The sequence below is a fragment of the Pantoea rwandensis genome, from assembly GCF_002095475.1.
GTDB lineage: Bacteria > Pseudomonadota > Gammaproteobacteria > Enterobacterales > Enterobacteriaceae > Pantoea > Pantoea rwandensis.
Genome location: NZ_MLFR01000023.1, coordinates 23,805 through 37,122, shown reverse-complemented (window position 1 = coordinate 37,122; position 13,318 = coordinate 23,805). Strand labels below are relative to the sequence as shown.

At 53.0% G+C, this 13,318-nt stretch carries 12 protein-coding genes; 7 read left to right on the top strand and 5 right to left on the bottom strand.

The window, feature by feature from the left end:
* Positions 1-90 precede the first annotated feature (90 nt).
* From ppk1 to mgtE, 5 genes are all read left to right on the top strand, one after another.
* On the top strand, positions 91-2,151 hold the full coding sequence (gene ppk1, locus HA51_RS19080; protein ID WP_084936168.1) for a polyphosphate kinase 1: 2,061 nt from the start codon (positions 91-93) through the stop codon (positions 2,149-2,151).
* A 5-nt stretch (positions 2,152-2,156) separates the two neighbouring features.
* Complete coding sequence (ppx, locus tag HA51_RS19075) at positions 2,157-3,680, top strand: exopolyphosphatase (protein ID WP_084936167.1); 1,524 nt, start codon at positions 2,157-2,159, stop codon at positions 3,678-3,680.
* 27 nt (positions 3,681-3,707) lie between these two features.
* The gene (gene tehB, locus HA51_RS19070) at positions 3,708-4,307 is read left to right on the top strand and encodes a tellurite resistance methyltransferase TehB (RefSeq protein ID WP_084936166.1); all 600 of its coding nucleotides are present in this window, start codon (positions 3,708-3,710) and stop codon (positions 4,305-4,307) included.
* A 149-nt stretch (positions 4,308-4,456) separates the two neighbouring features.
* Positions 4,457-4,645 (top strand): YfgG family protein, encoded by a 189-nt coding sequence (locus HA51_RS19065; protein ID WP_084936165.1) that lies wholly within the window; start codon positions 4,457-4,459, stop codon positions 4,643-4,645.
* Between the two features lie 122 nt (positions 4,646-4,767).
* Positions 4,768-6,201 carry a magnesium transporter gene (mgtE, locus tag HA51_RS19060; RefSeq protein WP_084936164.1) on the top strand — a complete coding sequence of 478 codons (1,434 nt, stop codon included), beginning with the start codon at positions 4,768-4,770 and terminating at the stop codon, positions 6,199-6,201.
* Positions 6,202-6,203: 2 nt separating this feature from the next.
* Here the strand turns inward: mgtE and HA51_RS19055 are convergent, their stop codons facing one another.
* On the bottom strand, positions 6,204-6,698 hold the full coding sequence (locus tag HA51_RS19055; RefSeq protein ID WP_084936163.1) for a helix-turn-helix transcriptional regulator: 495 nt from the start codon (positions 6,696-6,698) through the stop codon (positions 6,204-6,206).
* Between the two features lie 47 nt (positions 6,699-6,745).
* The gene (locus HA51_RS19050) at positions 6,746-6,955 is read right to left on the bottom strand and encodes a hypothetical protein (RefSeq protein WP_425435766.1); all 210 of its coding nucleotides are present in this window, start codon (positions 6,953-6,955) and stop codon (positions 6,746-6,748) included.
* Between the two features lie 218 nt (positions 6,956-7,173).
* Here HA51_RS19050 and HA51_RS19045 point away from each other — a divergent pair, with 218 nt between their 5' ends.
* Positions 7,174-7,353, top strand: a complete 180-nt coding sequence (locus tag HA51_RS19045) for a DUF2158 domain-containing protein (protein ID WP_084936162.1) — start codon at positions 7,174-7,176, stop codon at positions 7,351-7,353.
* A 328-nt stretch (positions 7,354-7,681) separates the two neighbouring features.
* Here HA51_RS19045 and HA51_RS19040 read toward each other — a convergent pair whose 3' ends face one another.
* From HA51_RS19040 to guaB, 3 genes are all read right to left on the bottom strand, one after another.
* On the bottom strand, positions 7,682-8,458 hold the full coding sequence (locus tag HA51_RS19040) for a DUF3750 domain-containing protein (RefSeq protein ID WP_084936161.1): 777 nt from the start codon (positions 8,456-8,458) through the stop codon (positions 7,682-7,684).
* Between the two features lie 160 nt (positions 8,459-8,618).
* On the bottom strand, positions 8,619-10,199 hold the full coding sequence (gene guaA / locus HA51_RS19035) for a glutamine-hydrolyzing GMP synthase (RefSeq protein ID WP_084936160.1): 1,581 nt from the start codon (positions 10,197-10,199) through the stop codon (positions 8,619-8,621).
* Between the two features lie 72 nt (positions 10,200-10,271).
* A complete protein-coding gene (guaB, locus tag HA51_RS19030) occupies positions 10,272-11,738 on the bottom strand; it encodes an IMP dehydrogenase (RefSeq protein ID WP_084936159.1) in 1,467 nt (488 codons plus the stop codon).
* Positions 11,739-11,907: 169 nt separating this feature from the next.
* Between guaB and xseA the strand changes: the two genes are divergently transcribed.
* Positions 11,908-13,281, top strand: coding sequence for an exodeoxyribonuclease VII large subunit (gene xseA, locus HA51_RS19025; RefSeq protein WP_084936158.1), 1,374 nt, complete (start codon positions 11,908-11,910; stop codon positions 13,279-13,281).
* Positions 13,282-13,318: the final 37 nt, after the last annotated feature.

Here is a 13,318-nt window from a genome sequence, read left to right as displayed (position 1 = left end):
CGCCATAATGGTGACGGACACTGAGCGGTAACGCATTTTTGCGATTTTCCCGCCGGACAATCCGTCCAGCAACAGCCTCACGGAGTCAGAATGGGTCAGGAAAAGCTGTATATAGAAAAAGAATTAAGCTGGTTGAGCTTTAACGAACGTGTTTTACAGGAAGCGGCGGACAAAAGTAACCCGCTAATTGAGCGCATGCGCTTCCTGGGAATCTATTCCAACAATCTGGAAGAGTTTTATAAGGTGCGTTTTGCCGACTTAAAACGCCGGATCTTGATCATTGAAGAACAGGGTAAACCGACTTCATTGCGTCATATTTTAAAGAAAATCCAGTTGCGAGTGCAGAAGTCGGACCAAGAGTTCGATGCGCTGTACAACGATCTGCTGCTGGAGATGGCGCGTAATCAGATCTTCCTGATCAACGAACGCCAACTGTCGCCGAATCAGCAAGAGTGGCTGCGCTCATACTTCAAACATCAATTACGCCAGCACGTCACGCCGATTCTGATTAACCACGACACCGATTTGATCGAATTCCTAAAAGATGACTACACCTATCTGGCGGTGGAGATTATTCGCGGCGACGATATTCGCTATGCACTGCTGGAGATCCCTTCAGATAAAGTGCCGCGCTTTATCAATCTGCCGGCTGAATCGCCACGTCGTCGCAAGCCAATGATCCTGCTCGATAACATTCTGCGCTACTGCCTCGATGAAATCTTCAAAGGCTTCTTCGATTACGACACGCTGAATGCCTATTCGATGAAGATGACGCGCGATGCCGAATACGATCTGGTCACGGAGATGGAATCGAGCCTGCTGGAGTTGATGTCATCCAGCCTCAAGCAGCGCCTTAATGCAGAACCGGTGCGCTTTGTGTATCAGCGCGATATGCCGGATGCAATGGTAGAGATGTTGCGCCATAAGCTGTCGATTTCGAACTATGACTCCATCGTGCCGGGCGGCCGCTACCATAACTTCAAAGACTTTATCGGCTTCCCGAACGTGGGTAAGGCCAACCTGGAAAACCGCCCTCTGCCGCAAATTCGCCACATCGGCTTTGACGGTTTCCGCAACGGCTTCGACGCGATTCGTAATCGCGATGTGCTGCTCTATTACCCGTACCACACCTTTGAGCACGTACTGGAACTGCTGCGCCAGGCGTCCTTCGACCCGAGCGTGTTGGCAATTAAGATCAACATTTATCGCGTTGCTAAGAACTCGCGCATCATGGATGCGATGATTCACGCGGCCTACAACGGCAAGAAAGTGACCGTAGTAGTTGAATTGCAGGCACGCTTCGACGAAGAAGCCAACATTCGCTGGGCTAAACGCCTGACCGAAGCCGGTGTGCACGTCATCTTCTCTGCACCGGGTCTGAAAATTCACGCCAAGCTGTTCCTGATTTCACGCCTTGAGGGCGAAGAAATTGTGCGTTATGCCCATATCGGCACCGGTAACTTCAATGAAAAAACCGCGCGCATTTATACTGACTATTCGTTGCTGACCGCCGATGCGCGCATCACCAACGAAGTGCGCCGCGTGTTTAACTTTATTGAAAACCCGTATCGCCCGGTGTCGTTCGAGCATCTGCTGGTATCACCACAGAACTCGCGCGATATGCTGTACAAGTTAATTGATGCCGAAATCGCCAATGCGCAGCAGAAGAAACCGGCTGGCATCACATTGAAAATCAATAACCTGGTCGATAATGGTTTGGTTGATCGGCTGTATGCCGCTTCATCCGCAGGGGTGAAGATTAACCTGCTGGTGCGCGGCATGTGTTCTCTGATCCCTGATTTACCGGGTATCAGTGAAAATATTCGCATTACGAGCATCGTTGACCGTTATCTTGAGCACGACCGCGTCTATATTTTTGAGAGCGGCGGTGAGAAGAAGGTGTACCTCTCTTCCGCAGACTGGATGACGCGCAACATTGACCACCGTATTGAAGTGGCGGTTGCGATCCTCGATCCGCGAGTGAAGCAGCGCATACTGGATATCATCACCATTCTGTTGAGTGATACGGTGAAAGCCCGCATCGTGGACAAAGAACTGAGTAACCGTTATGTTTCGCGCGGCAATCGCAAGAAGGTGCGGTCGCAGCTGGCCATTTACGATTACATCAAGAAACTGGAACAACCCGAATAACGCCTATGCCAATTTCCCATAAAAGTACGCCTAAGCCGCAAGAGTTTGCGGCCATCGACCTCGGATCAAACAGCTTCCACATGGTCATAGCCCGTGTGGTGGATGGCGCGATGCAAGTGTTGGGGCGTCTGAAACAGCGCGTACATCTGGCCGATGGATTGGATGCGCAAAATCGCCTGAGTGATGAGGCAATGGAGCGAGGTTTAAGCTGCCTGGCTCTGTTTGCTGAACGTCTGCAGGGATTCAGCGCGGCGAACGTCACCATTGTGGGCACGCACACCTTGCGCATTGCCACCAATGCGGAAGAGTTTTTGCAGCGTGCAGCCGAAGTGATTCCTTATCCGATTGAGGTCATTTCCGGTAATGAAGAAGCCCGCCTGATTTTCATGGGCGTGGAGCATACGCAGCCGGAGAAAGGCCGTAAGCTGGTGATCGACATTGGCGGCGGCTCCACGGAACTGGTGATTGGTGAAGATTTTGAGCCGCAGCTGGTGGAAAGCCGCCGTATGGGTTGCGTCAGTTTTGCCAATCTCTACTTCCCGAAAGGGGAGATCTCGCCAGAGAATTTCCGTCGTGCACGTTTGTCTGCGGCGCAGAAGCTGGAAACCATGGCCTGGCAGTATCGTCTGCACGGCTGGCAATATGCTTTAGGTGCCTCGGGTTCGATCAAAGCCGCCTGCGAAGTGCTGCTGGCGATGGGCGAGAAAGAGAAGCTCATCACGCCAGAAACGCTCGAAATGCTGGTGGCTGAGGTGCTGAAGCATAAATCCTTCAACGCCCTCAGCTTGCCTGGCTTGTCGGAAGAGCGTAAAGCGGTGTTTGTGCCCGGTCTGGCGATTCTTTGCGGGGTGTTTGATGCACTGGCGATCCGCGAATTGCGTCTGTCGGACGGCGCGCTGCGCGAGGGCGTGCTGTACGAGATGGAGGGACGTTTCCGCCATCAGGATATTCGTAGCCGTACCGCCCAGAGCCTGGCAAACCATTATGCTATTGATAGCGACCAGGCTCGTCGTGTACTGGACACCACTGAACAGCTCTATTTGCAGTGGCTGGATCAGAACCCGAAACAAGCCAATCCGCAGTTGTCCGCCCTGCTGAAATGGGCTGCCCTGCTGCATGAAGTGGGTCTGACCATCAATCATAGCGGTATGCAGCGCCATTCAGCCTACATCCTGCAGAACTCAAATATGCCAGGCTTTAACCAGGATCAACAGATGCTGCTGGCGACGCTGGTACGCTACCATCGTAAAGCGGTGAAGCAGGATGAAATGCCACGTTTCACCTTGTTCAAAAAGAAACAGTTTTTGCCGATGATGTTCCTGCTGCGCTTGGGCACGCTGCTGAATAATCAGCGCCAGGCGACCACCAAACCGGATTCGCTGAAGCTGACCACTGATGATGGCAGCTGGACGCTGAAGTTTCCTACGGGCTATCTGAGCCAGAACACGCTGGTACAGCTGGATCTGGAACGCGAACAGGCCTACTGGAATGATGTCACCGGCTGGAAACTGACGCTGGAAGAGGAGTAACGCGGGCTGCCAGCCCGCTGTAGCGCTATGACAATTCGTCCTGACAATTTTTATGCGGAAAAATATGGTCTGACGCCGACCCACTCCGAAGTGTTGGCCGCACTGCCAAAACTTGAAGTGGGTAAGGCATTGGATCTCGGTTGCGGCCAGGGTCGTAACAGCCTGTTCCTCAACCAACACGGCTTTGACGTCACGGGCTGGGACAGCAATCCCCAGAGTCTGGAGCGCCTGAATAGCATTATTCAGCAAGAGAATCTGCAGCAGATTCGCACCGAACTGTGCGATCTCAATCAGGTTCGCTTTAACGGCGGCTACCAGTTTGTGTTCTCGACCGTGGTGATGATGTTCCTGCAGCCGGAAACCATTCCGCAGCTAATAGCCGACATGCAAGCCAGTACCGTGAAAAATGGCTACAACCTGATCGTGGCGGCAATGAGCACGGATGATTATCCGAACTCACAAGGTTTCCCGTTTGCGTTTAAATCGGGTGAACTGAGCGACTACTATCGCAACTGGCATATCGTGAAGTACAACGAGGATGTCGGGGAATTGCACCGTCGCGATGAAGACGGTAACCGCATCAAGTACCGCTTCGCCACGCTTCTCGCGCAGAAAGCCAGCTACTGATGAAATGGCCGCGACATGCGGCCTGATCTGATATTAATCAATGTAGCTTTAACTCATACTGCTCATTTTTCACACAGCGATTGACCTGAAGATCTAACTGTGACTAAATGTTGCTACCGCCCAATGGGCATTTACAGGAACCACCCCGCGTGAACAGCGCCATACCTGCACGAAGACGTCCCAAAACCGGCACCATGACTCGCATTATTTTGCTGATCAGTTTCTTTATTTTGGTTGGCCGTCTGATTTTCATCATTCCTGGTGCCATTGAGCATCATCAGCAAAAGAAAGCCTTACCTGAGCCGGTGACAACGCTGAGCATAAGCGATCCGCGCTAAAGCATTTGCGGGTTTTCGTTGCTCCTTCACATTGTCCTTTTGTGACAATGCTGCTTAATACGCCCTGATTACCCGCAACGCGCTACACTTTGACCTGACTTTACAGACACAAGGGACGCGTTATGTCTGCACCGTATGCACAACAATTAACAGAAACCCGCCAGCGAATTCTCAACCTACTACTCAGCGAGGATGACCTCGTTGATGTGTTATTGGATAAATCAGTCGATCTTAACGCCGCAGAGCTGCGAGAGATTACCGACTGGCGACATCAGCTGGAAGATGAACTCCAACATCTGCATGCTGCTGACTTAGCCGATATCCTCGAAGCGTTACCCGAACAAGAGCGTCTGGCTTTATGGCGGCTGGTGCCCACTGAACAGCGCGGTCGCGTGCTGGTTGAAGCTTCGGAAACCGTTTGGGCCAGCTTGACCGAAGGTATGACTGATCGCGAGATTCTGCACGCTATTGAGCCGCTGGACATCGACGATCAGGTATATCTGGCGCGCTATCTGCCGCGCGACCTCACCGGACGCATGCTGGCCACGCTGGAGCCAAACCTACGAGCACGATTGCTGGAAGTGATCGAATTGGATCGCGACCGCGTTGGCCAAGTGATGGATTTCAATATCCTGACGGTGCGATCCGACGTCACGCTCGCTACGGTACAGCGTTTTCTGCGTAAGCGAAAAAGCATGCCCGATGGGACCGATAAAATCTTTATCACCAATGAAGAGAACCAATTGTTGGGTGAGTTATCACTCACTGACATTCTGCTGAACAAGCCTAAAACGCTGGTTTCAGATGTGATGAACTCTCAGCCCACCACCTTTCAACTCAATGATAACGCGGAAGAGGCGGCCAGTGCTTTTGAACGTTATAACCTGATCTCAGCTGCGGTGACCGACGCTAAAGGCAAGTTGATTGGTCGTATTACCGTGGAAGACGTAATCGATCTGGTCAACGAAGAGAACGAAAGCAACATTCGTAAAATGGGCGGTATCAGCCAAGGCGAGGACGTGTTTGCACCCGTGCGTAAAGCCGTGGGTAAACGCTGGGCATGGCTCGCTATCAACCTGTGTACTGCGTTTATCGCCTCACGCGTGATCGGCTTGTTCGAAGAGACCATTTCACAGCTGGTGGCGTTGGCGGCACTGATGCCGATTGTCGCCGGTATTGGTGGTAATACCGGTAATCAAACCATCACCATGATTGTGCGCGCTTTAGCGCTGCATCAGGTCGAACCGGGTAACTTCTCATTCCTGGTGGTGCGTGAACTCGGCGTAGCGCTGATTAACGGCCTGTTCTGGGGCGGGATTATGGGCAGTATTACGTGGTTAATGTACGACAACCTGCCACTTGGCGGCGTGATGATGCTGGCGATGGTGCTTAACCTGCTGCTCGCGGCATTAATGGGCGTACTGATTCCGTTAATCATGACCAAGATGAAACGCGATCCGGCGGTGGGCTCCAGCGTGCTAATTACCGCCATCACTGACACCGGTGGATTCTTTATATTCCTCGGTTTAGCGACGGTGTTTTTGCTGCATCACTAAATTTAGAGACAGTGCGCGTAAAGTTGCAATGCTTGTTGCAGATTCAGTTGCAACGTTGCGCGCGCCAATTCGCTGATGCCCGGAGACACACGTAAAGAACCTCGTTGATTTAACCATTCCACCACATCAATAAGATGCCATAGCGCGGTTTTACCATCATGGATGGGGCGCGGAAATTGCGGGCTATGAGCGAGCATGAGTTTACGCATGTTTTGACGTGACACGCCGATCAACTCGGCAATGTCCGTGAGGCCGACCAGATCAGGGGCGGCTTCAATCAGTTCAGCATCGGGTAAAGCCTGGGTGACTTCGGCTAAAGCATCGCGAATAGCTTGCTGTGCACTTCCCGCTTCCCGGCAGTACATCAGACTGAATTTTCCGGCAACGCCTGTGCCCACCAACGCATCCGTGCAACCTGCAGCACCGAGTCGTTCCAGGGCTTCGTCATCAGAAACCACTTCACTCAACTGAAAACGCAACGTGAATTCAAATTCCATTTTTGATCCTTATCATTTAACCCTTGAACAGTTATCTACGACACGCTTTAACATTCTTGCGTGATTTTCAGGGCTTTTTGGCGTACTCCAGATGCAGGCAATGCAGTCATCACCACACCGACACTCTGCTGAATTTCCGGACAATACATTTTTCCCCACGCATGATGCCCGCCTTGCACAATTTTCCATCCCTGTACTTCGGCATAGCGCAGAACACTTTCAATTTCTTTGTGCGGGTGTCGCTTCCTTTCTGACATTGCATGCCACCATATCCCTTGAATATTTAGTTGTCAACTGACAACCTCATTGGTTATGTAGATGCTATCTCAAAAAAATTCACGGCACTAAAAACAAGAACGGTCTTGTGTTGGCATCTTGATTTTGTTGTTGGAAACCAGCGCACAATTTCGAGCGCAGCTAAGTTAAAGCGCATATACACTTAGCGCTATCACTGACCTGATGGAGAAGAAAAAGCATGTTTAAAATTGATGATATCGTGCAGTCGAAAACCGGTGGTCCGAAGATGCAGGTCACGCGGGTGGAAGGTGAATTGCTGTGGTGCGCGCGCATCGATGACCACATCAAGCGCGAAATTGAAGTCAGAGCGGATAGCGTCACCTTGTATCACGAAGAAGGTGATTTCGGCGTCTGCTGATGCTCTTCGGTTGCGCGATAAATCGCGCCGCTACCGGCCATTGCCCCCTGCCATAGCGGCGTAATTTATTGCGTAATGCTTATCAATTAAGTGCGTTTCGGTCGCCATGAATGGCGCCCCTACATTACTCGGTGCGGTTACTGACAACCTTACATTGTTCGGTACGATTAATGACGCCCTTACATTGTTCGGTACGATTAATGACGCCCTTACATTGTTCGGTACGATTTTCGTAGGGTGCGCATTCATGCGTACCGGGCTAAATACGCACTCATTGGCTTAAGTGAGTGGCATTACGTAATTTATTGCGCAACGTGAACGCAGACTATCACGGATTGTCCTTTTGCAGATTATCTTGGCCAATGCCGCCAATAAACGGCAAGCGCAATTTTAATGGCGTGAAATCGAGCCCCAGATTCAATCCCAGCACATTCAATTCCAACCCTTCTTCCGCACCCAGCGTGACGCCTAACACACCCAGCAAGGACACCTGTAATCCACGCCCCGATGGCGGTAAGCCAATGGGGTGCAACAGCGAGCGGTAATCTTTGCCTAACGCATTGGCAGGCAAATCCAGCTTCAACGCAGGTACTTCACGGCCAATGTGCGCCATAAAAGTGTTGCTGTTGGGACCCGGCCACGCGTGATAGGTATCTGGCCACGGATAGGATTTTATCGCCGCTTCGATTTGCGGAATCATGGCTTCGGCGTCTTTACCACGATGCTCCACCAGCAAGTGCGGCTTCGCACCGTACCAGTAGCCATCAGGCAGATTGGAATTGCGTCGTACCTTGTCGCCGCCGCCCCAGCTTATCACTTCATAGCGGTTGTACTGGGTCTCACCTGCACGCTTGAAAATGATCCACGGATGCACGGCGACAACGCCCTTCCAACCGTAAGTGGGCGCAGCATAGACCTGCACGATAGCCAGATTGGCATATTGGTGCGGGTCCGGCGCTAACCCGGCAGAATCCCGTCGTGCCGTCGCCCAACCGCCGCGTTCACTGGTTAATTCACCGGTGCGCGTCGCCTGCGCCAGACTAGCCGCCAGGGAGAGGAGCACAATACAGAGGAATGAGAGTAGAAAGGCTTTCAATGGCATCATTTACGGCATCCTGATGAGTCATTATTCACCGGCCATCATGCAACGTAACGGGTGAGTTTGTATTCACTTACTATGCGCCAGGAACCAAATAGCGATTTTAAGACAGAAAAAAGCCCGCAGTTACGCGGGCTTTTAGTGATTCAAACACGAAGCAGGAAAATCATTCCCACTCAATCGTGGCCGGTGGCTTACCAGAGATATCGTAAACCACGCGAGAGATGCCGTTCACTTCGTTGATGATGCGGTTGGAGACGCGGCCGAGGAAATCATACGGCAGGTGCGCCCAGTGCGCGGTCATGAAGTCGATGGTTTCTACTGCACGCAGTGAAACAACCCAATCATATTTACGACCGTCGCCCATTACGCCAACAGAGCGCACTGGCAGGAACACGGTGAAGGCCTGGCTGACTTTGTTGTACAGGTCAGCTTTATGCAGTTCTTCAATGAAGATAGCATCCGCACGACGCAGCAGATCGCAGTACTCTTTCTTCACTTCGCCGAGGACACGCACGCCCAAACCTGGGCCTGGGAACGGATGGCGATACAACATGTCGTATGGCAGGCCGAGTTCCAGACCGATCTTACGCACTTCGTCTTTGAACAGCTCTTTCAGCGGCTCAACCAGGCCCATCTTCATCTCTTTCGGCAAACCGCCCACGTTGTGATGCGATTTGATCACGTGCGCTTTACCGGTGGCAGATGCCGCCGATTCAATCACGTCAGGATAGATGGTGCCCTGCGCCAGCCATTTCACATCATCCAGCTTCAACGCTTCCTGATCGAACACTTCAACAAATACGCGGCCAATGATTTTACGTTTAGCTTCTGGATCGTTCTCACCTGCCAGCGCGTCAAGGAAACGGTCCTCAGCGGCAACGTGCACGATGTTCAGACCAAAGTGGTCGCCGAACATATCCATCACCTGCTCAGCTTCGTTGAGACGCAGCAGGCCGTTATCCACGAACACGCAAGTCAGTCGATCGCCAATCGCACGGTGCAGCAGCATCGCGGTTACAGATGAATCCACGCCGCCAGACAAACCGAGAATGACGTTGTCATTGCCGCATTGCACGCGCAGGCGCTCAACCGCATCTTCAATGATCTTCGCGGGTGTCCACAGTGCTTCACAGCCACAGATGTCACGAATGAAACGCTCCAGCATGCGCAGGCCCTGACGGGTGTGCGTCACTTCCGGGTGGAACTGCACACCGTAGAACTTCTTCTCTTCGTTGGCCATGATGGCAAACGGACAGGTTTCGGTGCTGGCAACGGTTTCGAATCCGGCTGGGATGGCGGTGACTTTGTCGCCGTGGCTCATCCACACGTCGAGCAGCGGTTTACCGGCAGCGCTGATGGCATCTTCGATGTCACGCACCAGCGCGCTCTGGGTCATCACTTCAACCTGCGCATAACCAAATTCACGCTCGTTGGAGCCTTCAACTTTGCCGCCCAACTGCATCGCCATGGTCTGCATGCCGTAGCACACGCCCAGTACCGGTACGCCAGCATTGAACACATATTCTGGTGCACGTGGGCTGTTGTGCTCAGTGGTGCTTTCTGGGCCACCCGAAAGGATGATGCCGTTTGGATTGAAGCTACGAATCTGCTCTTCGGTGACATCCCACGCCCAGAGTTCGCAGTAGACGCCCAGCTCACGCACGCGGCGCGCGACCAGTTGCGTATACTGAGAACCAAAATCGAGGATCAAAATGCGATGTTTATGAATATTTTCAGTCGTCATTGAGGCGTTTCCATTGGGATGGACTTAATAATAAAAGCGCCCGGCAGGTGCCGGGCGTTGAATCTTACGGGATTACGAACCCATGCGGTAGTTCGGTGACTCTTTGGTGATGGTCACATCATGCACGTGGCTTTCGTTGATGCCTGCGCCACTGATGCGCACGAACTCGGCTTTAGTACGCAAATCGTCGATGGTTGGGCAACCGGTCAGGCCCATGCAAGAGCGCAGACCACCCATTTGCTGATGCACGATCTCTTTCAGACGGCCTTTGTACGCTACGCGACCTTCGATACCTTCTGGCACCAGTTTGTCAGCGGCATTATCGGTCTGGAAGTAACGGTCAGAAGAGCCTTTAGACATCGCACCCAGTGAACCCATACCGCGATAAGATTTGAACGAACGGCCCTGGTACAGCTCGATTTCGCCAGGAGATTCTTCAGTACCCGCCAGCATAGAACCGACCATCACAGCCGCAGCACCCGCCGCGATCGCTTTGGCGATATCACCAGAGAAGCGAATACCACCATCAGCCACAACCGGAATACCGGTGCCTTCCAGTGCTTCAACCGCATCAGAAACAGCAGTGATTTGTGGAACACCTACGCCAGTGACGATACGCGTGGTACAGATTGAGCCAGGACCGATACCGACTTTCACCGCGCTCACGCCCGCTTCGGCCAGTGCCAATGCACCTGCACCCGTCGCGACGTTACCACCGATGATTTCGAGGTCTGGATATTTTGCACGGGTTTCACGGATACGTTGCAGCACACCTTCAGAGTGGCCGTGTGAGGAGTCAATCAGCAGCACGTCAACACCCGCCGCAACCAGCGCATCAACACGCTCTTCATTGCCCGCACCCGCGCCAACCGCTGCACCGACGCGCAGACGGCCTTCCGCATCTTTACACGCGTTAGGTTTACGTTCGGCTTTCTGGAAATCTTTAACAGTAATCATGCCCAGCAGGTGGAAGCTGTCATCCACAACCAGTGCTTTCTCAACGCGTTTTTCGTGCATTTTGTGCAATACGATGTCACGCGCTTCACCCTCTTTCACCGTGACCAGACGCTCTTTCGGCGTCATCACAGCAGAAACCGGCAGGTTCAGGTCAGTCACGAAACGCACGTCACGGCCGGTGATGATGCCCACCAGCTCATTGTCGGCGTTTACTACTGGATAGCCCGCAAAGCCGTTACGTTCGGTCAGCTCTTTCACCGCCGCCAGTGTGGTGGTTGGCAGTACAGTTTGCGGATCGGTCACCACGCCACTTTCGTGTTTTTTAACTTTGCGAACTTCATCTGCCTGGCGCTCAATCGACATGTTTTTGTGGATAAAGCCCAGACCACCTTCCTGCGCCAGTGCAATCGCCAGACCCGCTTCGGTCACGGTGTCCATTGCAGCAGACAGCATAGGAATGTTCAGACGGATGTTTTTCGTCAGTTGGGTGCTGAGATCAGCAGTGTTCGGTAAGACAGTGGAGTGAGCAGGAACGAGCAGAACGTCGTCAAAAGTGAGGGCTTCTTTAGTGATTCTTAGCATTGCAATATCTCCACCTGGGGGCGATTAAAACAGATAAAATATTGCCGCGGCATTATACAGGCCGAAATCGATTGCCTCCAGTGTTTTTTAGGAAAAAGTCTTGATCCTTCGGATGAGCAATGTAGTATCGGTTGATTAACCCTCTGATTTAAAGTTTGATCTACATCACATGTCGCTACCGCCAACCGCCAATATTTTTACTGTCAGCCGCCTGAATACCACGGTGCGCCAACTGCTGGAAAATGAGATGGGCCTGGTGTGGCTCAGCGCTGAAATTTCAAATTTTACTCAGCCCTCTTCCGGTCACTGGTACTTCACCCTGAAAGATGATGGCGCCCAAGTTCGCTGTGCGATGTTCCGCAACAGCAACCGTCGCGTTACCTTTCGCCCTCAGCATGGTCAGCAGGTTTTAGTTCGCGCCAGCATTACGCTGTATGAACCGCGTGGCGATTATCAGCTGCTTATCGAAAGCATGCATCCAGCCGGTGAAGGTCTGCTACAGCAGCAGTTCGAGCAGCTCAAAGCACGACTGGCGGCCGAAGGGTTATTTGATCAGCAGTTTAAGCAGCCGCTGCCCGATCCGGCGCGTCAGGTGGGCGTGATCACTTCCGCGACCGGTGCCGCGCTGCATGATGTGCTGCGCGTGCTGCATCGCCGCGATCCATCGCTGCCCGTGATTATCTATCCCACGCCAGTGCAAGGTGTTGATGCGCCCGCAGCAATCGTGCGCGCCATTGAACTGGCGAACCAGCGTGATGAGTGTGACGTGCTGATTGTCGGACGTGGTGGTGGCTCGCTAGAGGATTTGTGGAGCTTTAACGACGAGCGCGTGGCCCGAGCTATCTTTGCCAGCCGCTTACCTATTGTTAGCGCCGTGGGCCACGAGACAGATGTCACGATAGCTGATTTTGTCGCCGATCTTCGCGCCCCAACCCCTTCTGCAGCGGCGGAAGTCGTCAGCCGCAACCAGATTGAGCTTCTGCGTCGTTTGCAGTCACAGCAGCAGCGCATGGAAATGGCGATGGATTTCTACATCGCTGAGCAGCAGCGTCGCTTCACTCGCATTCAGCATCGCTTGCAGCAGCAGCACCCGCAGCTGCGTCTGGCACGCCAGCAAACTACGCTGTTCCAGTTACAGCGCCGCCTCGGCGAAGCGATGGACCAGCGACTGCGCAGCGCGAATCGCCAGCAAGACCGCCTGTTACAGCGCCTCAATAACCAACAGCCTCAGGGCCGCATTTTGCGCGCACAGCAGCAAATGCAGCAGTGGCAGTATCGCTTGCAGCAGGGCATGGAGAAGCAGCTGAATCACAATCGTCAGCGCTTTGGTACGCTGGCAGCGCAACTGGAAGGGGTCAGTCCGCTGGCAACCTTAGCGCGCGGCTTTAGCGTGACAACGGATACGCAAGGTCAGCTGGTGAAGAAAACCCAGCAGCTTCATAAAGGCGATCTACTGCGCACCCGTTTGGATGATGGCTGGGTGGAAAGCCAGGTGACCGCCCTTGAACCGCAGAAATCACGCAGCCGCAAAGCGCGCTCCTAGCTGAAAAACTATACTTCTGGCATGTTCACTCACGGCC